This is a genomic window from Gardnerella sp. DNF01205 (assembly GCF_049244135.1).
In the GTDB taxonomy this organism is placed as follows: Bacteria; Actinomycetota; Actinomycetes; order Actinomycetales; family Bifidobacteriaceae; genus Bifidobacterium; species Bifidobacterium leopoldii.
In genome coordinates, this window is record NZ_CP058378.1 from 573,448 (window position 1) to 594,373 (window position 20,926).

The following is a 20,926-nucleotide window of genomic DNA, read 5'->3' on the forward strand; positions in this document are numbered from 1 at the left end:
AAATTAAGCAATCTTTTGCTACTTAATTCGCAAAGATTTAGCTTTTTCTACAGTATTTTTTACGAGTACTGCTTGAGCGTCAACTAACGGTATTTGCGGAAGAGGGAAAGCTTCATTAAGTACGCTTAATTCTGTGCAACCCAAAATAAGTGCGTCGCAACTGCACGTTCCTGCAGGGTCAAGCATGTCGCTTAAAACGGACTCGTAACGGCGCAAATTAAGATCGCCTGTGCCTTTTACATCATCATAAATAAGTGATGTAATGCGTTTTTGCAAATCGTCGTCTGGTGCTACGAATGTGTATCCCGCTTCTTCTATAGCGCGCTGATACACTCCAGCTTTACGCGACCCTGCAGTACCTAAGAATCCAATACGGTTACATTTAGACTTTGGGTAACGTTTAGAAACTTCAGCTACAGCACCACGCGGCATATGCATAATTGGCACATCGGTGAGTGCTTGGAACTTATCGTAAAAGTAATGCGCAGTATTGCACGTGAGCACAATAAATGAAGCGCCCATCGCAGTTGCTTTAGCTATGTCGTCTGCAAGAGTAGGGAATGGGCTTTCGGATGATTCGCCAACAATATATGCTGTTCTATCTGGCACAGAAGCATCATTGAACACTACATAATCTAAAAACTCTTGATCGTTATGTGCATGCGTTTCTTTATTAAGTAAACGAATATAGCTTTCTGTTGCAAGTGTGCCCATGCCGCCAAGTACAGCAAAAAACGGACGTTTCATTGTCTCATATTCCCTTCAAAGTTACGTAATAATTTTCACGCTTTGTTGCGGAAAAATTCTGCGTAACGTCTTGTGTAAATTGAAAACATATGACGAATCATCAACCAGCGTAGCAGATTCATATCTTTTTTATATTCTAGCGTAGTGCCCCAATCGCTACGACGAATCATATTAAGACCGCGCTTCTTTTCATCGCCTTCTGCCACATAATTGCAAAATATCGATCGAGGAATCTCCATCCACAGCTTTTCTCCACGACCGAACACAGTATTTCCGTCAAAAGGCTTATGATCAATTAAATCTTCAACAAAATATTTAGCAATATTAAATCCGTTTAAAGTGACGAAATAGCTTGAACGTCCTTGGCGTAAATTGATTTCAAAAAGCTTATACTTTCCGTCTCTCTCATCATATTTCATATCAAAATTAGCTACGCCAACGTAATGTATATCTTCCAAAAATGCTTTAATATTTTGGAAAACTTCCTCATTGTAGTCTGGAATAATAGCTGCATAATTTCCGATTGCTTCTGGAGTTGGATCCTCCAGTAGAGGGTGTCCTAGAAACATCATGCGCACATGATGATCGCTATCAACGTAAGCGTTTAGCACACGCATGCGGCTGTCGTCTCCAGGAATAAAGTCTTGCAAAATCATTTCGTCATCGTAGCCAGCTTTGTACGAGCGTTGAATAAGGGTATCAAGTTCTTGCGGAGTATTGATAATAAAAGCTTTTTTGCGTCCCTCAAAATCAATATCAAGCCATTTAGTGCTATTCGCTGGTTTCATAGCAATAGGGAAGCTGAATGGCAAATCTTCATAAGCGTGCGCTGCTACTTCTTGAGCGTTTACAACTTTAGTTTTTGGATGAGGAAGATTGTATTTTTCACAAGTTTTATAGAATGAGCTTTTAAGGCTAAGCTGGCGATTGAGCGAATTTGGCAATGTGTGGAAAGCAAAATATTCGTGCAATTCATCACCGCATTGGCTTAAAAGGTTCGCATATACGTCGCCGCAAGGAATAAGCAGAAGTTTGGTATTAGGATGCTCTTGATGCCATGATTTAGCAAAATCAAGCATTGTATTGCGGAATGTAGGAAGTTCTCCAAAGCCTGGAACAATTCTCACATCTACAATTTTGCTAAATTTCGTAGGTGAAAGTTGGAAGTGCGCAAAAGCAATTGAAGTAATGCCATATTCTTCATGGAATGCTCGAGCCATGCCGTATGCGTTTATATCGCTACCAAGTAACACAGGTTGAAATCGTTGATTCTTCATTTGTATCTTCTTCATTTGTTTTAGTTTGTTATTTAGTTTGTTTTAGTTTGTTAGCTAGCTTGTTATTTAGTTTATGTAGTCATTGCGTTTATTTTATTCGTATATTTTCATACTTTCGCATAATCGTATTACAGGCCAAAAAGACGCTTTATTACGAATGAATCACCCTCATACGGCACATGCTTTCGTTTGTTTTTAATCCAACGTTCATCGCCCTTACCAATAGCAAGAAGAATGTTTAATCTTCCATTTTTTTGTTCGCTGTTTGCAGCATCGTTGTAAGCATATTCTATTGCTTCAGCTCTGTCGATAATAATGCGTGAAGAAACATTCGTGTTCGTAACATAACTTTGCATATCCTCGCAAATATGCATTACGTCTTCAGTATCAGTATCTTCAGTAGTGAAAATAAACTGTTCTATGCGGTTTTGCGCTGCTTCAACAATCTCTTTACGGCGGTCGACAGCTTTATCTCCTGTGGAACCAGTTATTAGCGTAATTCGAGGATTAAATTTGCCGTAGCGTTCTTCTACAAAGTCAAGAACTGATTTTGTAGAAATGTAGTTATGCGCATAGTCGACAACTGCAATCATGTTTGAGTGCGTGTCTTTGAAAACTTCCATGCGTCCAGAAATTTTCACGTTCTCAATAGCGTGTAGTGCGTGTAAATCAGTATCTTGATTAATTCCCAATTCTCCTGCAATAGCGATCGCAGCTAAAGCATTTTCGTAGTTAAAATCTCCTGCAATAGACAATGCGAATTCGTCAATAGGGCAGTAGTGCACGTCTTCTTCGTAGTCGCTATCTTCGTAGTCGCTATCTTCGTAGTCGTCGTCTTCGCTTGAGTCTCGCATAGCGATGCAATGTGATTCACTATTTTCTGCTGGCATTGCAATGTAGCCAGGAGTAAGTAATTCCGTGTAATCGTTATCGTTAGCAGGAGCGCAATAATTTATGCGATCGTCGTCAAGATCATCGAAATTGTCATTTTCGCAAGCATCGCCTTCTATTTCATCTTTTTTAATGCGCGCAAAAGTTGTTACGAGCACATTGTTGCGTTCTGCATCTTGTAAAAGAAGATCTGCATGATCTGTATCAGAATTTAGTACTAAACGCTTAGTATTTGCAATAATTTGTCGTTTGCAATACAAGTAATCTTCAAAAGTTGGGTGCTCAATAGGACTAATGTGGTCTGGGCTAATGTTTAAGAATGCTGCAACATCGAATTTAAGACCATATACGCGATTCACCTTATAAGCTTGCGAAGAAACTTCCATAACAAGATACTTCATGCCGTTATCTACAGCTTCGCGCATCATTTTGAAAGCATCAAAACTTTCAGGAGTAGTTAAATTAGATTCAACGTAATTTTTTCCGTCTACGCAATTATCTACTGAAGAAAACAGTGCTGCTTTACCGTGCGAATGGGAGTTTAGAATAGCGTGAGTAAAGTAGGCTGTAGTTGTTTTGCCTTTAGTTCCAGTAATTCCAACAATAGTGAGTTTTTCTTGTGGATTTCCAAAGAATGCTGCTGCAAGCACGCTCATTGCTTTTTTAGCATCCGTAACAATTAAACCAACAGCTTTTGTGTATTGTGCGTAGCTTTGTTCAGCAACATATGCAGCAAGTCCTTTGTTGTCTGCATTTAAAAGATATTCCGACTGAAAATTGCCTTTAATAAACAGAAGTGTCCCAGGTGTAATATCGCGAGTATCGTAAGTTGCGTTAGTAAAGCACTCATCTGCATCAATATTTGGGAAATAATACGGATTTAAAGACCATATTTCATTGCGAGAATGAGTAGAGTCTACAGTTTTTTCTTTAGTATTAGCACTATTAGTATCTTCTGCTTTACAATATTGAATCATTTCGCGTAACAAACCATAGTGTTGCAAAATTTCACTTGCGTTTGCTAGTGACAACGTGTTATGCATGATCATAATTTACTTCTTTTCGCCAAATGTTTTATAGCCATGTTCCAGTAATAGGCTCACGTCCGTGAGATTGCAGCCATTGATTGAAGCTATCTCGCCAATTAATATAAGCTTCGCGCTGCCAATCCATCATAGTATTCAGCCTCATGCAACTTACTGACTCATATAGTTTGCTCATTGGAGCAATCAAATCAAGAGCTGCAACTGTGTCTGCTGTAGCATCGTGGAAATCTCCGATTGGTTCAACTCCATAAAATTGAGATGTAATAGTGAGAGTACGCTTGCCGGATCTTCTAGAAACAGCTCTATCGATAACAAGAGGATCAACAGTAAGAATGTCATTAGCGTTTAGTGCATGTATTGAACAAGTTGCGCGTTCTTCTAGCGCAGTAAGATGCCAACGCTTCAAGTCGTGACGTAACATTGAAATATCAAATGGAGCGTTATAAGCAAGTAGTGGAATATTCTTAGCTTGAGCCATGCTTACTGCGCGTGCAAGGAATTCAAGTTCTTCTTCAGGCTCTCCGCCGTGTTCTTGAAGGTATTCGTCTGTGAAACCATTTACTTCGCTTGCCTTAGGATTCATAGGCTGATGAGGGTTAATTAACCAAGTTGATACCACATCTCCATCGTGAGCTAGTTCAGGATTGCGTAATACTAGAGTTGCAGAAACAATGGCATCTTTACCAATATTTGCACCTGTAGTTTCAGTGTCGAAACCAAGTAACCATGATTCAGCAAGTAATGTATTCTCAGCTTGCTTAGGTGCTAAATCTAAAGCATTTAACAATTCTTGAATATGAGTTGGCATAGTCACAATACTACCGCAATGTCACGCAATGTCACACTATGCCGCGCTGCATTATTGTGCTGCGATGTGTTATCATCTCGCGCTGCGCTACACTATGCAACACGACAAATTAGTAGCTATATGTGCAAAGTAAAAGTATTATTGACTATATGAGTGAGCAAATCGAGAAGACAAATGTTATGTGCTCTAAAAGCGTAAGAGCTAAAAAACAAAGTGCAAAAAATTGTAATGCTCGCTTATTTAGTGATCGTTTAGTAGATACTAAGCAAAGTTCTGCAATGGAAAGTCGACGCAAAAGATTTGAACAACTTGTATCTACTTGCGTTGATCCTTTGTACACTCAAGCTATGCGTCTTACGCAAAATGCGCAGGATGCGCAAGATTTAGTGCAAGATACTTTTGAGCGTGCTCTTAAATCTTTTGAAACTTTTCAGCCTGGCACAAATTTTGCTGCCTGGATTAACAGGATTGAACGAAATTTGTATTTTAATCAGTACGCGAAAGCAAAACGAAGCCCTAAACGTGCTAACGATGAAACTGGCGACTACAATGATTGGGATATCTATGAGGCTTCTAATCATTGCGCAAAAGGGATGCTTTCTGCTGAACAAGAATATTTAGAAGGGTTTGCTCCACAAGAGATTATTGCTGCGCTTAGTAAGTTGCCGCCTGAGCGTAGAAAAGTTTTTATTGAAGTCGCTATTCGAGGTAAATCTTATAAACAAATTGCCCAAGAAGAAGGCGTAAAAATAGGAACTGTTATGAGCAGACTTAACCGCGCTCGCATGCAACTTAAACGTGAGCTTTCTGATTATTCTGATTATTCTGGTGAATAAAAGTATGCTAAAACGAAAAAGCCCACGATTGACGTGGGCTTTACAGTATGTATAAGCGAATTTATAGCTTAAGCATTTGGTCTTTTGCCATGATTCGCTGCTTTTTTACGACGCGCCTTGCGCTTGCGGCCACGCATACCCATAATGCACTCCTTAACGATTAATGAACAACCTTAGGGATTATCGCACGTTGCCAAGACGTTATATTTGTCAACGTACTAATCTCGTGCGAGTAATCACTTGTTAGTAGCAATATTTGCAGTAATAAAGCTTATGTTGCTTATGCTGCTATATCAGCTACAGTTGCGTTTAATAATGTTACGATATCTTGAGGATTAAGAACTACGTCCAATCCTCGTTTTCCTCCAGAAACAAGAATCTCATCAAATTGCATTACGCTACTATCTAGTACTGTTTCATGGTGCGTTTTTTGTCCGAATGGTGAAATTCCGCCAACTACGTAGCCGCTTTCTCGTTGCGCAACTTCTGGGCTTGTCATACTTGCTTTCTTTGCGTGTACTGCTCCTGCAATTGCTTTCATATTGAGGCGTCCGTTTACTGGAACAATTCCAACCACTCGCTTTTCACCAGTGTCAACCATAAGAGTTTTGCAAACTTGAGCTGCGCTTACGCCTAGCTTCTCAGCAGCCTCAATTCCATAGCCGTCGTCCATGTGATCAGCGTCATGCTCGTATTGCGCTATGCGGAAGGTGATGCCTGCGTTTTCGAGTTGCGCAATAGCTGGAGTTGCTTTTCCGGTTTCTGCATGTTTTTTACTCATTTTGTTACCGTGCCTTATACTCAACTGTCAAATTGTGTTACATGATATGCTATACCGACTGTTGACTTAGTGTATATTAAACATATAAACCCCTTGTGGAGCTTAGAAAGCAGCACAAGGGGTTTATATATTAAATATTCGCACAACCAGCTATTGCTGATTGATGCTTAGCGAAATCACTCGGAGATTTCAGCGAAGTAAAGAAGAGTGCGAATCATGTTGGAAGTGAAGCCGTACTCGTTGTCGTAGAAGGTAACGGTACGAGCCAAAGTTACACCGTCAACAGTGTTCACGTCGGTCTGAGTTGGATCGAAAACGCCACCGTGGGTGTCGCCGATGATGTCAGAAGACACGATGCTGTCTGCATTGTAACCGAAGTACTCGCAGTTTTCGAAAGCCTTCTTGAAAGCGTCGTTAATTTCTTCAGTGGTTGCTGGCTTCTCAAGAACAGTGGTCAACTCGGTAACAGAGCCGTCTGGAACCTGAATGCGCTGTGCGTGACCCTGGAGCTTGCCGTTAACTTCTGGCACAACCTTGCCGATTGCCTTAGCAGCGCCGGTGGAGTGCTCAATGGTGTTGCAAGCTGCGGAACGGTTATTGCGTGGCTTAGAGCCGCGTGGACCGTCGAGAATCATCTGAGTGCCGGTGTAGGCGTGAATTGTGGTCATGAAGCCGGACTTGATTCCCCAGTTGTCTTGAAGCAACTTCACCATTGCAGCCATGGAGTTGGTGGTGCAAGAACCAGCGGAAACAATGTTGTCAGAAGCCTTCAAGATTTCGTGATTAACGCCGAACACAACTGTTGGAGTGGTTTCATCCTTAGCAGGAGCAGAAATAAGAACCTTCTTAGCACCTGCGTTCAAGTGAGCCTGGGACTTTTCTGCAGAAGTGTAGAAACCGGTGCATTCGAGAACGAATTCAACGCCATCGTTCTTAACCCATGGAATGTTATTTGCGTCTTTTTCGGCGTAAACCTTGTAAGTCTTGCCATCTACAACGATTGCGTCTTCGGTGGAGGTTACCTCAACTGGGGTGCCGTCATCGTGGCGGAATGTGCCGTGGGTGCTGTCATACTTGAGCAAGTAGGCGAGCATCGAAGGGGTGGTCAGATCGTTGATGGCTGCGACTTCGATGTCACCTGCTTGACCGCCGCGAGCCTGAAGCTCAAAAATACGACGGAATGCGAGACGACCGATACGACCGAAACCATTAATACCAATCTTGACTGTCATGTGGTTCTCCCTTGAGTGAGACCTCGTGCGCAACGTTTTAAGTCGCGCTATTTTCGCGATGAAAACTCACGCATTTAGGTCATCGTTATTTGAATTAACGGTGTTCATTTTAGTGTGCGGTATGTACGAAGAGTTGTAATATAGCTCACTTTTATTGCAATCATGCACTATGAGAACAGTGAGCGTTAACATGCTGTGTTTTATGAGTGTTTTTGTGAATTTTTTGATAGTTTCCAGTTGCGTTTTTGCATAACATTTTACGAATCAATATTGTTCAATTGAACAACGAGTGTAATTTTAAAAAGAAAAAGGCTGACGAGTTTTTCAAGTAAAAGAACCTCGTCAGCCATTTGCATAAACTAAAGTTTGCGCCTATTCGTTATACGTCATTGCTTCAGCAGCTGCAGTAGTCGAATATGTTGGAGTAGTCTCGCTTTCAAGAGGAACTGCTAATGCCTCAGATATAGAAGTATCGACTTCGCCTAAATCTCCAATTGGTCTTTTAAACCAGCTTACCTGTGGTAATGGAGCATTAATAGGGAAGGTTACAATAAGTGTTCCTTCATGAACGTCAATATGAGCAGGCGTATCATTTAATAATTCGTTACTTAAACCTTGTACTGCATCTCCATGCATGGTTGCGTGTTTAAGCTGATACTTTAATCCAACTTCATTTACATCATTAGAAACTGGAGTATGAGAAAAAACGGAAACTATGCGCAAATCATCTCCAGATGATGCTGGAAAATCAAGAGATCCATCATGTATTGCTGTAACAATTTGACCGTCGCCGTACAAGAATCCAATTCCGCCGCGGCGCGCTAAACGAACCATAAGTTGAATATTAGAAATAGTATGGTCAACTCGACCACCTAATCCTCCAAAAATATGAAATTCTCGAGCGCCTTTAGCCCAACCGACTTTCAACGCAGAAAGTAAGTCAGGATCATCTTTTTCTGCAGGCAATCTAGTAATAACTGCATCAGTAGGAAGTTTTAATCTAACAGAGTCAAAATCGCCGATGAGCGCATCCACATGCAAACCTAATTTACATGCATGATCCCAGCCTCCATCAGCTGCAATTGTTAAAGCGCGATCTGGCACATGTTCACGCGTATGATCGTAATAATCTCCTGCTGCTAATACTACGCAGCGTTGCAAAGGTTCCATAACAACATAATAACGCTGCATTTGTACTGATGACATACATTTATAACAAGAGTTTATAAGCGTAGTGTCAATCAACATTTGACTACGTTTTATGCCATTTTTCGGATTTGATATTAGCGCATTTGATTGTTTTTATTCCGGCAAATACAGGAATTTTTAGACTAATACTCGCTTAACATAAAGTGCTTGGTGTAGTATTGCATGGCAAGTTAGATTTTCCAAGTTATTATGGATTTTCGTTAATTATTTGCTAGTAGACTAACGTAATGCTGTGTTGTATATTCTACGAGGAGAAATAAATGTGCGGAATTGCAGGGTTCATTAATGACACCCCAATTAACGTCAAAAGCCAAATTGTAAAAGATATGACAGATGTGATTGCGCATCGTGGTCCTGACGAATATGGAACTATGATTGACGAACATGCAGCACTCGGTTTTCGTCGACTTAGCATTATAGATCTTCACGGTGGATCCCAACCTATGTACAACGAGGATGGGAATCTTGCAGTTACTTTCAATGGTGAGATTTATAACTACAAGCCACTTCGCGAAGAACTTATTAAAGCTGGTCACACTTTCCACACTGATTGCGACACAGAAGTATTAGTGCACGGCTACGAAGAGTGGGGTAAAGGCTTACTTAATCGTTTACGCGGAATGTTTGCATTCGTTATTTGGAACAAAAGTACTCAAGAATTGTTCGGCGCTCGCGACCATTTCGGTATTAAGCCTTTTTATTATGCGCAAATGAATGGTACTTTTATGTACGGATCCGAAATTAAATCTTTACTGCGCCATCCAGATTTTAAGAAGGAGCTTAACGAAAATGCGCTTAAGCCGTTTATGACATTCCAATATCCTGCAATTAACGAAACTTTCTTCAAGGGCGTTTTTAAGCTGCGTGAAGGTAATTGCTTTACGTATAAGAATGGCGAAATGAAGATTGAGCAATATTACGATCCTAATTTCAAAGAAACAAAGCAACGCTTGAATGAATTAGTTGATTCTATCGATAAAACAGTTTGTGATTCTGTTCAAGCTCACCAAATTGCGGATGTTGAAGTTGGTTCGTTCCTTTCTTCTGGAGTTGATTCAAGTTATGTTGCAGCTGTTGCACGCCCTGAACACACATATTCTATTGGTTTTGCTGGTGGAAGATACAATGAATCCAAACAAGCAAGCGAATTGGCAAAAATTATTGGCTTAAACAATAAATCTGAAATTATTGACGCTGCTGACGCATTCCGTTATTTCCCACAAATTCAGTGGTATTTGGACGAACCTGATTCTAATTTCTCTTGCGTCCCATTATTCTTCCTTGCAAAATTAGCTTCGCAAGATTTACGCGTTGTGCTAAGCGGTGAGGGAGCAGATGAATTATTTGCAGGATACATTGATTATGGTGTTCATACGCGTTCTAAACTTATTAAAGTTGTGACTCGCATGCTTGCAAAGTTGCCAAAAAAGTTGCGTTACGCGATTGGTCGAGCTGCAAAGGGTAAGCATTTCCACGGAGCGTGGCATTTGTACGCTAATTTGGCTCCAGCTGAGGAGCATTTTATCGGTCAGTCAAAGGTTTTCAATGAGGAAGATGCTGTAAAACTTTTGAAACCTGAGTATCGCAAGGGTCCTAGCGTTCGCAGCATTGTCGATGCTATTTACAATAGAATTGCTGGTAAGGGACTTTCTGAAGTGAAGAAAAAGCAATATCTTGATATGCATCAATGGATGCCAGGAGATATTTTGCTTAAGGCAGATAAAATGACTATGGCACATTCTTTGGAGCTTCGCGTGCCTTTGCTTGATCGTGTTCTTATGGATGTTGCAGAAAAAGTTCCTACTAAATATTTAATTACTGATGAAAATACGAAGTTTGCTTTCCGACAAGCTGCGTCCCGTCATTTGCCAAAAGCTTGGTATGACAGAGAAAAGCTTGGTTTCCCTGTGCCAGTTAAGGATTGGTTGCGTGAGGAACGTTTTTATAAGATTGTTCGTAAGACGTTTGAAAGTGACGATGCTGCTAAATTCTTCGATAGAGATGCTTTACTTCGTATGATTGACGATAATTATGCAAAGAAAAATGACGATCGCCGTAAGATTTGGACAGTTTACACATTCCTGACTTGGTATGATGTGTACTTTAATCACGATGGATTGAAGCCTGAGCCAATGCAGTTAGCGTAGAAATCGCATAGTTCTAGCTTTGATTTGTGGCAGTCAAAACACGTTTCGTGTGTTGACTGCCTTTTTGTCAAGGCTTCTAGTAGAATAGATATTCGGCTTGAGTAATCAAGAAAGTGGGATGTCCCCACCTGGAAGCCTACTGTGGTTTCGGGTTCATGACTTCGGTCACGCAAGTTAGCTTCTTGTGCTGCTTGCTGCGCTGTTATATAGCGTTTTATTGATATGAAGTAGTGAATCTTAAGCTCTTGGACTTCTTGGTGTATTACATCTTACAAGTATTTAGAAGGATTGGAGTCATCATTAGCGACGAACCACGCATTAACGAGGAAATTCGAGTCCCTCAGGTGCGCCTTATTGGTCCAAAGGGCGAGCAAGTGGGAGTTATCGCAACCTCTGTCGCGTTAAACCTTGCAAGGGAAGCTAACCTCGATCTTGTCGAAGTTGCGCCTACTGCTAAGCCTCCAGTAGCCAAGCTTATTGACTACGGTAAGTACAAGTACAACGAAAAGATTAAGGCTCGTGAAGCACGTCGTAATCAGACTGTCGCAGAGGTTAAGGAAATTCGTTTCCGCCTCAAGATCGACGATCACGATTTCGATGTGAAGAAAGGTCATGTGCTTCGTTTCTTGAACGGCGGAGACAAGGTAAAAGTAACTATTATGTTGCGTGGCCGTGAGCAATCTCGTCCGGTTGGTGGCGTTGAATTGTTGCGCCGACTTGCAGATGAGGTCTCTGAAAGTGGCACAGTAGAGTTTGCGCCAAAGCAAGAAGGTCGAAATATTATTATGACTCTTGCTCCAAAAGGCAAGAAAATTCATACACAGTCTGAGCAACGTCGTCGTGGCGCTGAATCTCGCGCTGAGCGTCAAGCTCGTCAGGCTGCTCGTCTTGCAGCTAAGCAAGAGGTTCAGTCACAAGCTGCAGCTGCAGTAAATGCTATGCAATCCGATCAACATCACAAGGAGGGCAGCAATGCCGAAGATGAAAACTAATTCCGCAGCGTCCAAGCGCGTTCGTCTTACCGGTACCGGTAAGGTGATGCACGATGGTAGCGCCATGCGCCACAACTTGGAGCACAAGTCGGCTCGTAAGCGTCGTGCTCTTTCTGAAGATAAAGTATTGGCTACTGCGCAGAGCAAGAAGCTTAAGGGCTTGCTCGTTAAGTAAGTAACAAGTAAGAATTGCTTGTAAACGAATACGCAATCGAAAATTTTAAGAAAGCTGAGGAATACTTATGGCACGAGTAAAGCGCGCAGTAAACGCTCACAAGAAGCGTCGCGTTGTTCTTGAGAGGGCTTCTGGCTACCGCGGTCAGCGCTCCCGTCTTTATCGCAAGGCAAAGGAACAGCTGCTCCACTCATTCACTTATAACTTCCGCGACCGCAAGGCTCGCAAGGGTGATTTCCGCAAGTTGTGGATTCAGCGCATTAACGCAGCAGTTCGCGCTGAAGGCATCACCTACAATCGCTTCATTCAGGGCTTGCACTTGGCAGGCATCGAATTGGATCGTCGCGCTCTTGCTGAGCTCGCAGTTTCCGATATTGAAGCTTTCAAGGCTGTTGTTGAAGCTGCTAAGGCTGCATTGCCAGCTGATGTAAACGCTCCAGTTGAAGCCTGATTTTGCTTTAATAGAGTTCTATTTTAAGCCCACCAATTTAGGTGGGCTTTTTCTTTTAAATCAACAAATTTACTTATTAGCTATAATTATTTTTATGCGCTCAAATCTTGATTCTGACAATAGGAAAAATAATATTCCTGAAGAGTTTGCACTTCATATTCAACGCTTTATTGCGCATATTGATATTGAGCGTGGTCTTTCTAAAAAGACAGTATCTGCATACGCTTCAGATTTGCAAGATTACACATGCTGGCTTTACGACGAACGAAAAATAAAAGATATTACTACTATTTCTCAATTAGATATTGAATCATATATTCGAACTTTGAATGAATTAGGGTTGGGGACTAGGACAGTTGCGCGTCGACTTGCAAGTATTCACGAGTGGCATCGCTTTATGCTTGCTCATGGTGACATACAAGCTGACGTTTCAGCGCAAGTAAAAGCTCCAAAACAAGCAGACTACTTACCGGATGTTTTAAGTATTGAAGAAGTAAATAGAGTTATTGAAGCTGCAGGGAATTTTGGAAGTTCCGATGCTATTTCGATTAGAGATACTGCGCTTCTCGAGTTTTTATACGCTACTGGAGCGCGAATTTCGGAAGCAGTTGGCGTAAAATTCGAAGATATTGATTTAAATGAGTCCGTTGTAAAACTTACAGGTAAAGGCTCTAAGCAGCGTTTAGTTCCGATTGGTGGGTGTGCTGTTCGTGCTCTTCGTAACTATATGGAGAAATCTCGCCCAGAATTAGCGTCCAAGGGCAAACGTGAATTGCACACAATTTTCTTAAATAAGAGAGGTAATGCACTTTCTCGCCAATCAGCATGGGCAATAGTAACGCAAGCTGGCGAGCGTGCAAAACTTGACAAACCATTGCATCCGCATACGCTGCGCCATTCTCTTGCCACGCATCTTATTGCAGGTGGTGCTGATGTGCGCACAGTTCAAGAGTTACTTGGACATGCTTCAGTTACAACAACTCAAATTTATACGCATATTAGTCCTGACGCATTAGTTGAAGCTTACGTAATGAGTCATCCTCGAGCTAAATAATTTTATGCTCAGAGTTTCGTGAGTATACCTGTTGATAAAGTGGGGAGCATGCCTACTGATTTACTTGGACGCGAATACGAAACTTTTCATGCACCAGAGCCGTTAACTTCACACGGTCCTGCTCGCATTATTGCAATGTGCAACCAGAAAGGTGGAGTTGGTAAAACTACAAGTTCCATTAATATTGCTGGCGCACTAAGTCAGTATGGTCGTCGCGTTTTGATTGTTGATTTCGATCCGCAAGGTGCGGCAACAGTTGGACTTGGAATTAACGCAAATGCGCTTGATAATACAGTTTATACGGCATTATTTGATTCGTCTGTGGACGTTCACGACGTAATTCGTCATACTGAAACAGAAAATATTGATATTATTCCTGCAAATATTGATTTATCTGCAGCTGAAGTTCAGTTAGTAACCGAAGTAGGACGAGAGCAAATATTAGCAGGTGTATTACGCAAAGTGCGTGACGAATACGACGTTATTATAGTTGATTGCCAGCCTTCTCTCGGCTTGCTTACTGTAAATGCGTTAACAGCAGCTGATGGCGTGATTATTCCACTTGCTGCAGAGTTCTTTGCTCTTCGAGGCGTGGCTCTTCTTATGCAGTCAATTGAGAAGGTACAATCTCGTATTAATCCAAATCTTAAAGTATTTGGAGTTCTTGTCACTATGTATACTCGCACGCTTCATAGTGAGGAAGTGTTGCAGCGCATTTATGAAGCTTTCCAAGATAAAGTTTTGCATTCCGTGATTTCGCGTTCTATTAAGCTGCCAGATTCTACAGTTGCTGCAGTTCCTATCACTATTTTTGCTCCTGAGCACAAGACTGCAAAAGAGTACCGCGAAGTTGCGCGTGAGCTTATTGCTAAAGGTGTTGTTGCTTAAGTTCTTGTGATTCTGCGTTAGTATGTTTTGTAAAGCTGTCTTAGCTCGCTAGTAAAATCGGTGCGGTTTGGCAGCTTACCTATTTGGGCGCTCGTCAATAAGGTATATGGCTACTGTTTTAGCTGATGTTTATAGCTTAAATGGTTGCATGTTAATAATTACTTAAACGCGAAGAATGGAAGAGGTTTGTGATGACTGTTCGCGGTGATATTCGAAATGTGGCAATTGTGGCGCACGTAGACCACGGTAAGACCACTCTGGTAAACGCCATGCTTCAGCAGTCGCACGTATTTTCTGAGCGTGAAGAAGTTCCAGATCGCGTTATGGATTCCAATGATTTGGAACGCGAAAAGGGCATTACTATTCTTGCTAAGAACACTGCTGTTCAGTACACAGGTCCATTAGCTGAAAAGTATGGTCATCCAGAAGGTATCACTATTAACGTTATTGATACTCCAGGTCACGCTGATTTCGGTGGTGAGGTCGAGCGTGGTATCTCTATGGTTGACGGCGTTGTTTTGTTGGTTGACGCTTCTGAAGGTCCTCTTCCACAGACTCGCTTTGTGCTTCGTAAAGCTTTGGAAGCTAAGCTTCCTGTTATTTTGTGCGTAAATAAGGTAGATCGTCCAGATGCTCGTATTGAAGAAGTTGTTGGCGAATCTACAGATTTGCTTCTTGGCTTGGCTCAGGATGTTGTTGAGGAAGGTATTGACCTCGATCTCGACGCTTTGCTTGATTTGCCAGTAATTTATTGCGCTGCTAAAGCTGGTTATGCTTCTGTTAATCAGCCTGCGAATGGTGCTCTTCCGGATAACGATAATTTGGAGCCATTGTTTGATTCTATTATTTCAAACATTCCAGCTCCTGAATACGAAGAAGGCGCTCCTCTTCAAGCTCATGTTGCAAACATTGATTCCTCTGACTTCTTGGGTCGTCTTGGTTTAGTGCGAATTTACAATGGTACTTTGGAAAAGGGCAAGACTTACGGTCTTTCTCGTGTCGATGGTTCCATTGAAAACTTCCGTGTTTCTGAGCTTCTTCGCACTCAAGGTTTGGAGCGCACTCCTGTAGCTTCTGCAGGTCCTGGCGATATTGTGGCTGTTGCTGGCGTAAACGACATTATGATTGGTGAAACTATCGTTGACCAGAATGATCCAAAGCCGCTTCCATTGATTCATGTCGACGATCCTGCAATTTCTATGACTTTCGGCGTGAACGATTCTCCTCTTGCTGGAACTGAAGGCAAAGATCATAAGCTTACTGCTCGTATGATTAAGGATCGTTTGGATCGCGAGCTTATTGGTAACGTTTCTATTAAGGTTATTCCAACTGAGCGCCCAGATGCTTGGGAAGTTCAAGGTCGTGGCGAGCTTGCTTTGGCTGTGTTAGCTGAGCAGATGCGTCGCGAGGGCTACGAGCTTACAGTTGGTCGTCCTCAGGTCGTTACCAAGACTATTGATGGTCAAATTAATGAGCCTATGGAAAGCACTACGATTGATGTCCCAGAAGAATACATGGGTACCGTCACTCAGCTTATGGCTGATCGTAAGGGTCGTATGGATTCTATGAGCAACCACGGTTCTGGTTGGGTTCGTTTGCAATTTACTGTTCCTTCTCGCGGTCTTATCGGTTTCCGCACTGCTTTGCTTTCTGCTACTCGCGGAACTGGTATTGCAAGCTCTATTTCCGCTGGTTATGCTCCATGGGCTGGTCAGATTGTGACTCGTCAGAATGGTTCCATGGTTTGCGATCGCAAGGGTGTTGCAACTCCTTATGCTATGCAGCGTTTGCAAGCTCGTGGTATCTTCTTCGTTGATCCACAAAGCCCAGTTTACGAAGGACAAATCGTTGGTATTAACAATAAGCCAGATGAGCTGGATGTAAATATTACGCTTGCTAAGCACATGACTAACATGCGTTCTTCAACTGCTGACGTGCTTGAAACTTTAACTCCACCAATTAAGATGAGCTTGGAAGAGTCTCTTGACTTCGCTAACGAAGACGAGTGCGTGGAAGTTACGCCTGAAGCAATTCGCGTGCGCAAGATTATTTTGAGCCGCGATGAGTGGTACAAGTGGCGTGCTAAGCAGCGTCGTCAAAACAACAACGCTGCATGATAATCGCAATATACCAATTAGTGATGGAACGTTAGGCTTATTATGTCGTCGAAACCGTGGTCGCATCGCTTGCCTTCGTGGGGCAGGTATGCAACCACGTGTGTTTCTGCGCTAATATGCGCGTTGATTGGTACGTTTGCTCATCGCTGCGGTGCAGTGGATAATATTCCTTACGGATTTGCATTATCTATGCTTTTGCTATTTTTGTCTGCTTGGTGTGCAAGATCTCGTAGTGGTTGGAGTGGATTATTTATTCACGCAATAGTTTTTTCATTTGTAGCTTGGCTTATTGCTTTAGATTTTGTTGGTAGCGCAATTCTTGTACCTGTTGGTTTCACAATACCGTTGCCATGGTGTTCGCAATATGTTGGATATTTTTGGCTTTTCGGCATTCTTGTTGCTCACTTAGTTTTGCTTTGTATGCCTCAGCGTTGGTTTGTTATTGAATAGTAAAATAAGTAAAGAATTTGCAATAATCTAAGTGTGACTTAGAGTTAAGTTTTGCATAAAAGCAGTATTAAGCAGTATTTTTTACAGTAGTCTTGATTACAATATTCTTAACTGCAACAGTTTTTAAGGAATAGTTATGAATGGTAATAAGAACAGTCAGAGTGCTCGTAAATTATGCTATTTAGGGCCGGAAGGTTCTTTTACGTATCAAGCAGCTTTAAAAGTTCAGCAGCAGTTACAATCATTTGATAATTTGCGACTTATTCCAACTGCTTGCGAGAATGTTCTTAGTATTGCTAGTGAAATTGAAGAGCATCACCATTGGGGTGTTATTGCGTGGGAAAACAATATTGAAGGCGTTGTAATACCTAATTTAGATTTACTCATTGATGCAAAAAATATGGTTGGTATTGCTCGCGTAGGTGTTGATATTAGTTTTGATGCTGTTGTTTGCAAATCAGATTCAATCGATAACTGCTCTACTATTGTTGCTCACCCTCACGCGTTGGCGCAATGTCGTAAGTTTTCTCAAGAGCGCGGTTTACAAGAAAAAACTGCGTCTTCAAACGCTGCCGCTTGTAGGGATTTAGTTCCTGGCGAAGTTGCTTTATGTCCTAAAATTTGTGTTGATTTATACAATAGGCAGATTGTGAGCGAAGCAGTTGAAGATTTTTCTGGCGCGCGAACTGAGTTTTTAGTGCTAGCTCCTCGAGATCAGGCTTTAGATTTTGTTAATGTGCAGCGAGAAAACTTTTCATCATTTTCCTCAATTATTGCGTTTATTCCGCGTTGCACAGGTGCTGGAGTGTTAGCAAATTTGCTTGATGTTGTGCGTGATCACGGTCTTAACATGACTTCTTTTATGTCTAGACCGATTAAAGGGCAGGATGGTTTATACAGTTTTATTGCCACTGTTGATGCTGCTCCTTGGGATTCTACGTGTAAAGCTATGATTCAAGAGGTTGTTGAACATGGTGATTGGGTTCGAGTTTTAGCAGTGTATTCTTCTGATAAACGCAAGAATCCGGTGATGAATGATTGGATGCTACCTCATGGTGGAGTGTGCGTTGAACCTTCAGTTGATGCTTTACGTAATTTGAACGTAATGCGTGCAGAAAGAGAATTATTATGGTAGAAGATGCTGAATTTTCGCAAAAATTTTCTGTTGGCATTGTAGGTCTTGGTCTTATTGGTGGATCTCTTGCAAAACGACTTGCTAAACTGGCAAATTGCAACGTATATGCATGGAATCGTCATAATGAGCCTTATGACGAAGCTAAAAGTTTAGGAATTACTTGCGTAGAAAAAGTGCAGGATTTAGCAAAACTTCGTCCAAATGTTTTGATTTTATGCAATGCTTTAGCTGCTATGTCAAGTATTTTGCATGAAATTGCACCTTATATTGACAAATCTTGCACAACTATTAGCGATGTTGGCAGCGTAAAAACTTTAGTTCGAGAGCAAGTAAAAGACGCAGGTTTGCAAGATTGCTACGTTGGTGCGCATCCGATGGCTGGTAGTGAATTTACTGGTTGGAAAGCTTCTAGTGATGAGCTTTTAAATGGTGCTTTGTGGGCTTTAACTGTTGATGATTCTACTGAGTTTTGGCGAGTTTGCAATGTTTTGCAAATGATTGTTTCGCTATGCAAGAATCGCGCAATAGTTTTGGATGATGCAACGCACGATAATTCTGCAGCTCTTATTTCTCACATGCCTCATGTTATTGCAACAGCTCTTGCAAACGTATTATGTGAACAATCTAATCGTGCTATTGCTTTACAACTATCTGCAGGTTCCTGGCGAGATATGACACGAGTTGCTCTTACTGATCCTCAACGCACTCGTGCTATGGTAAGTGAAAATCGGCATAATACTGCGAAATTATTGCGTTCCGTAATTTCTGAGCTAACTTTTGCTGCAAATATGTTAGATAATGATGTTGAAACCGCGGATGCTTTAGAGCAAGAGTTTTTTGCTAAAGCTCAATCTTGGAGAGAATATAAATACCAGCAGCGCAACTCATCTAAAACTAGTACGCAACAAAGCGACGATGCTAAGCAAAATGATGATGCAAATAGCAGATTGTGGAAGTATGATTCTCAAATCAATTGGCAGCAGGAATTACTAGAATCCGCGCGCTCAGGTGAATCCATTATTGAATTTTACGGATTTAATACCAACGAATCTTCGCAACTGCTATTGCGCTCAGATGCTTCCTTGAGAAATGTGTAAAACTTGCTCCTCATCAGACAATTCTACACACTAAGCGGCTTTTGGAATTTGCGTTCTGGGATTGGCTTTAATCGGTAAATAGTTTTGGCATCAATGAACATTTCTTCGGCAGCTCTAGTGCCGTTTGCTGCAGGATCTCGAAGCAAATGAAGCATTACACCGTCCCACTCGAGTACGTGCCCAATCGCATCATGATACTCGGTTTTTTGTGTTCCATTGTTATTGTCTTCTATAATTTTGTAAGTTCTTACTACTATGCGCGAGCCTGCAGGTATTTGCTGTGGTAGTGTAGTTAAATTCCGTGTTTGTGTGTTCATAACATGCTCCTTGTTGTATTATGCATGTGACTGAAGTATATGGCAAACGTTTTGTTTTAAACTTTTATGGAAGGGTGAGTTAAGTATGAGCAACAATAAATTTGTTTCTGAAAATTTCTTAGGCTTACCTTCTAAATATATGAGTTTAATAGATGATTATATTGATTATGTTCGTGCTAATAAAGGATTGGGGGAGCGCACACAGAAAGCTTATGCCAGTGATATTTTGCAATGTTTGGCATGGTGTAATCGGCACGGATTTAATAATATTTCGGAGCTTACTACGGATGATTTGCGTTCGTGGATGGCTGATGAGTCGCGAAGTCATGCGCGTTCAAGTTTGGCTCGCAAAGTAGTCGCGGTGCGTGGTTTTTTTGCGTGGTGTCAGCATGTTGAATACATAAGTAGTAATCCTGCAGAAATTTTAATGACGCCAAAAATTAAAAACATGCTACCATCTGTTTTGGATGAATATCAAGCAGAATCATTAATGAATAATGTTGATTCTAAAGCTAATGTTTCATCTTCGTGTACCAAAAATCAGAAAGCTGTAGGACTTCGCAATGCTGCAATTCTGGAGCTTTTATATGCGACTGGTATTCGTGTTGGTGAGCTTACTAGTTTAAATATTCAGGATATTAATTTTTCCTCGCACACTATAAAAGTTACTGGTAAGGGAAATAAGCAGCGTGTTGTGCCTTTTGGGGTTCCTGCTTATAAAGCTTTATCTGCTTGGATTTCTAAAGATGGACGAGAAATTTTATTGCGGAATTCTGTTGAAGAGGCAGTATTTCTTGGTACTCGCGGAAAGCGTATCGATCAGCGTTTGGTAAGGCGGATTGTGCATGATGAGGCTAAGAGTGCGCATGTTCCGGATATTTCTCCTCATGCTTTGCGGCATAGTGCTGCGACGCATATGTTGAATGGTGGAGCAGATTTACGCGAAGTGCAGGAATTATTGGGTCATTCATCGCTTAATACTACTCAGCGTTACACTCATGTTTCTATTGAATCTTTAAAACGTAAGTATTCTCAAGCTTTTCCGCGTGCATGATATTAAATGCTTTAAGTATTCAATTATTCATATTTAACATGTTTTTTTACATAATAAATATGTTAATTTACATTTTTGTAATATACATATACCTGTAAAAAAACAATAAATTTTACTATATAAATAATAAAATTTTCGGTATTTATAATTAAATCTAGACTTAAATAATTAATTATTACTAATATACAATATTTTTTTCAATTTTCTTTTACTATTGCATTG

The 20,926-nt window shown here is 41.2% G+C and carries 21 protein-coding genes; 12 read left to right on the forward strand and 9 right to left on the reverse strand.

The genetic code is table 11. The features are described from left to right. Positions 1–18: 18 nt before the first annotated feature. The 4 genes from HXT47_RS02445 to HXT47_RS02460 form a co-directional block, all read right to left on the reverse strand. The gene (locus tag HXT47_RS02445; RefSeq protein WP_421789239.1) at positions 19–747 is read right to left on the reverse strand and encodes an aspartate/glutamate racemase family protein; all 729 of its coding nucleotides are present in this window, start codon (positions 745–747) and stop codon (positions 19–21) included. 35 nt (positions 748–782) lie between these two features. After that, entirely contained in the window at positions 783–2,024 is a 1,242-nt protein-coding gene (locus HXT47_RS02450; RefSeq protein ID WP_421789385.1) for a carboxylate--amine ligase, read from the reverse strand. A 128-nt stretch (positions 2,025–2,152) separates the two neighbouring features. Next, a complete protein-coding gene (locus HXT47_RS02455; RefSeq protein WP_421789241.1) occupies positions 2,153–3,964 on the reverse strand; it encodes a UDP-N-acetylmuramoyl-L-alanyl-D-glutamate--2,6-diaminopimelate ligase in 1,812 nt (603 codons plus the stop codon). A gap of 25 nt (positions 3,965–3,989) precedes the next feature. Continuing rightward, positions 3,990–4,769: an exonuclease domain-containing protein gene (locus tag HXT47_RS02460; RefSeq protein WP_004573910.1), complete on the reverse strand. Its 780-nt coding sequence runs from the start codon at positions 4,767–4,769 to the stop codon at positions 3,990–3,992. A 149-nt stretch (positions 4,770–4,918) separates the two neighbouring features. Between HXT47_RS02460 and HXT47_RS02465 the strand changes: the two genes are divergently transcribed. After that, positions 4,919–5,605 (forward strand): sigma-70 family RNA polymerase sigma factor, encoded by a 687-nt coding sequence (locus HXT47_RS02465; protein WP_415696226.1) that lies wholly within the window; start codon positions 4,919–4,921, stop codon positions 5,603–5,605. A 68-nt stretch (positions 5,606–5,673) separates the two neighbouring features. Here the strand turns inward: HXT47_RS02465 and HXT47_RS02470 are convergent, their stop codons facing one another. The 4 genes from HXT47_RS02470 to HXT47_RS02485 form a co-directional block, all read right to left on the reverse strand. Then, complete coding sequence (locus HXT47_RS02470; RefSeq protein ID WP_369803150.1) at positions 5,674–5,748, reverse strand: 50S ribosomal protein bL37; 75 nt, start codon at positions 5,746–5,748, stop codon at positions 5,674–5,676. A 137-nt stretch (positions 5,749–5,885) separates the two neighbouring features. Next, positions 5,886–6,386 (reverse strand): Cys-tRNA(Pro) deacylase, encoded by a 501-nt coding sequence (gene ybaK, locus HXT47_RS02475; RefSeq protein WP_004105119.1) that lies wholly within the window; start codon positions 6,384–6,386, stop codon positions 5,886–5,888. Between the two features lie 176 nt (positions 6,387–6,562). Further along, complete coding sequence (gene gap, locus HXT47_RS02480; protein ID WP_004573912.1) at positions 6,563–7,618, reverse strand: type I glyceraldehyde-3-phosphate dehydrogenase; 1,056 nt, start codon at positions 7,616–7,618, stop codon at positions 6,563–6,565. 372 nt (positions 7,619–7,990) lie between these two features. Then, positions 7,991–8,788 carry a thiamine diphosphokinase gene (locus HXT47_RS02485; protein ID WP_032835267.1) on the reverse strand — a complete coding sequence of 266 codons (798 nt, stop codon included), beginning with the start codon at positions 8,786–8,788 and terminating at the stop codon, positions 7,991–7,993. Positions 8,789–9,087: 299 nt separating this feature from the next. Here HXT47_RS02485 and asnB point away from each other — a divergent pair, with 299 nt between their 5' ends. From asnB to HXT47_RS02535, 10 genes are all read left to right on the forward strand, one after another. Beyond that, complete coding sequence (gene asnB, locus HXT47_RS02490; protein WP_004105112.1) at positions 9,088–10,974, forward strand: asparagine synthase (glutamine-hydrolyzing); 1,887 nt, start codon at positions 9,088–9,090, stop codon at positions 10,972–10,974. 230 nt (positions 10,975–11,204) lie between these two features. Beyond that, positions 11,205–11,966: a translation initiation factor IF-3 gene (infC, locus tag HXT47_RS02495; protein WP_012913964.1), complete on the forward strand. Its 762-nt coding sequence runs from the start codon at positions 11,205–11,207 to the stop codon at positions 11,964–11,966. Further along, on the forward strand, positions 11,947–12,141 hold the full coding sequence (gene rpmI / locus HXT47_RS02500) for a 50S ribosomal protein L35 (RefSeq protein WP_004128670.1): 195 nt from the start codon (positions 11,947–11,949) through the stop codon (positions 12,139–12,141). The genes infC and rpmI overlap by 20 nt, the downstream gene beginning before the upstream one ends. Before the next feature lie 67 nt (positions 12,142–12,208). Continuing rightward, positions 12,209–12,592, forward strand: a complete 384-nt coding sequence (rplT, locus tag HXT47_RS02505; RefSeq protein ID WP_004105106.1) for a 50S ribosomal protein L20 — start codon at positions 12,209–12,211, stop codon at positions 12,590–12,592. A gap of 94 nt (positions 12,593–12,686) precedes the next feature. Next, positions 12,687–13,646 (forward strand): site-specific tyrosine recombinase XerD, encoded by a 960-nt coding sequence (xerD, locus tag HXT47_RS02510; protein WP_004105098.1) that lies wholly within the window; start codon positions 12,687–12,689, stop codon positions 13,644–13,646. Positions 13,647–13,694: 48 nt separating this feature from the next. After that, positions 13,695–14,534 carry a ParA family protein gene (locus HXT47_RS02515; protein ID WP_004105096.1) on the forward strand — a complete coding sequence of 280 codons (840 nt, stop codon included), beginning with the start codon at positions 13,695–13,697 and terminating at the stop codon, positions 14,532–14,534. Positions 14,535–14,725: 191 nt separating this feature from the next. Continuing rightward, positions 14,726–16,651 (forward strand): translational GTPase TypA, encoded by a 1,926-nt coding sequence (gene typA / locus HXT47_RS02520; protein WP_004105095.1) that lies wholly within the window; start codon positions 14,726–14,728, stop codon positions 16,649–16,651. 42 nt (positions 16,652–16,693) lie between these two features. Then, a complete protein-coding gene (locus HXT47_RS02525; protein WP_004573915.1) occupies positions 16,694–17,101 on the forward strand; it encodes a hypothetical protein in 408 nt (135 codons plus the stop codon). Between the two features lie 136 nt (positions 17,102–17,237). Further along, positions 17,238–18,236, forward strand: coding sequence for a prephenate dehydratase domain-containing protein (locus HXT47_RS02530; protein ID WP_174164125.1), 999 nt, complete (start codon positions 17,238–17,240; stop codon positions 18,234–18,236). Beyond that, positions 18,230–19,333 carry a prephenate dehydrogenase gene (locus HXT47_RS02535; protein WP_415688661.1) on the forward strand — a complete coding sequence of 368 codons (1,104 nt, stop codon included), beginning with the start codon at positions 18,230–18,232 and terminating at the stop codon, positions 19,331–19,333. The genes HXT47_RS02530 and HXT47_RS02535 overlap by 7 nt, the downstream gene beginning before the upstream one ends. 23 nt (positions 19,334–19,356) lie before the next feature. Here the strand turns inward: HXT47_RS02535 and HXT47_RS02540 are convergent, their stop codons facing one another. Beyond that, positions 19,357–19,650 (reverse strand): DUF6725 family protein, encoded by a 294-nt coding sequence (locus HXT47_RS02540; protein WP_415688663.1) that lies wholly within the window; start codon positions 19,648–19,650, stop codon positions 19,357–19,359. A gap of 85 nt (positions 19,651–19,735) precedes the next feature. On the opposite strand from HXT47_RS02540, the gene HXT47_RS02545 reads away from it, so the two are divergent. Then, a complete protein-coding gene (locus HXT47_RS02545) occupies positions 19,736–20,704 on the forward strand; it encodes a tyrosine recombinase XerC (RefSeq protein ID WP_004573919.1) in 969 nt (322 codons plus the stop codon). The last annotated feature ends 222 nt before the right edge of the window (positions 20,705–20,926 follow it).

What these genes read in the sequence shown, in the direction of transcription:
- HXT47_RS02445 (WP_421789239.1), bottom strand. Translation starts at nt 747, where the DNA reads ATGAAACGTCCGTTTTTTGCTGTACTTGGCGGCATGGGCACACTTGCA.
- HXT47_RS02450 (WP_421789385.1), bottom strand. Translation starts at nt 2,024, where the DNA reads ATGAAGAATCAACGATTTCAACCTGTGTTACTTGGTAGCGATATAAAC.
- HXT47_RS02455 (WP_421789241.1), bottom strand. Translation starts at nt 3,964, where the DNA reads ATGATCATGCATAACACGTTGTCACTAGCAAACGCAAGTGAAATTTTG.
- HXT47_RS02460 (WP_004573910.1), bottom strand. Translation starts at nt 4,769, where the DNA reads ATGCCAACTCATATTCAAGAATTGTTAAATGCTTTAGATTTAGCACCT.
- HXT47_RS02465 (WP_415696226.1), top strand. Translation starts at nt 4,919, where the DNA reads ATGAGTGAGCAAATCGAGAAGACAAATGTTATGTGCTCTAAAAGCGTA.
- ybaK (WP_004105119.1), bottom strand. Translation starts at nt 6,386, where the DNA reads ATGAGTAAAAAACATGCAGAAACCGGAAAAGCAACTCCAGCTATTGCG.
- gap (WP_004573912.1), bottom strand. Translation starts at nt 7,618, where the DNA reads ATGACAGTCAAGATTGGTATTAATGGTTTCGGTCGTATCGGTCGTCTC.
- HXT47_RS02485 (WP_032835267.1), bottom strand. Translation starts at nt 8,788, where the DNA reads ATGGAACCTTTGCAACGCTGCGTAGTATTAGCAGCAGGAGATTATTAC.
- asnB (WP_004105112.1), top strand. Translation starts at nt 9,088, where the DNA reads ATGTGCGGAATTGCAGGGTTCATTAATGACACCCCAATTAACGTCAAA.
- rpmI (WP_004128670.1), top strand. Translation starts at nt 11,947, where the DNA reads ATGCCGAAGATGAAAACTAATTCCGCAGCGTCCAAGCGCGTTCGTCTT.
- rplT (WP_004105106.1), top strand. Translation starts at nt 12,209, where the DNA reads ATGGCACGAGTAAAGCGCGCAGTAAACGCTCACAAGAAGCGTCGCGTT.
- xerD (WP_004105098.1), top strand. Translation starts at nt 12,687, where the DNA reads ATGCGCTCAAATCTTGATTCTGACAATAGGAAAAATAATATTCCTGAA.
- HXT47_RS02515 (WP_004105096.1), top strand. Translation starts at nt 13,695, where the DNA reads ATGCCTACTGATTTACTTGGACGCGAATACGAAACTTTTCATGCACCA.
- typA (WP_004105095.1), top strand. Translation starts at nt 14,726, where the DNA reads ATGACTGTTCGCGGTGATATTCGAAATGTGGCAATTGTGGCGCACGTA.
- HXT47_RS02525 (WP_004573915.1), top strand. Translation starts at nt 16,694, where the DNA reads ATGTCGTCGAAACCGTGGTCGCATCGCTTGCCTTCGTGGGGCAGGTAT.
- HXT47_RS02530 (WP_174164125.1), top strand. Translation starts at nt 17,238, where the DNA reads ATGAATGGTAATAAGAACAGTCAGAGTGCTCGTAAATTATGCTATTTA.
- HXT47_RS02535 (WP_415688661.1), top strand. Translation starts at nt 18,230, where the DNA reads ATGGTAGAAGATGCTGAATTTTCGCAAAAATTTTCTGTTGGCATTGTA.
- HXT47_RS02540 (WP_415688663.1), bottom strand. Translation starts at nt 19,650, where the DNA reads ATGAACACACAAACACGGAATTTAACTACACTACCACAGCAAATACCT.
- HXT47_RS02545 (WP_004573919.1), top strand. Translation starts at nt 19,736, where the DNA reads ATGAGCAACAATAAATTTGTTTCTGAAAATTTCTTAGGCTTACCTTCT.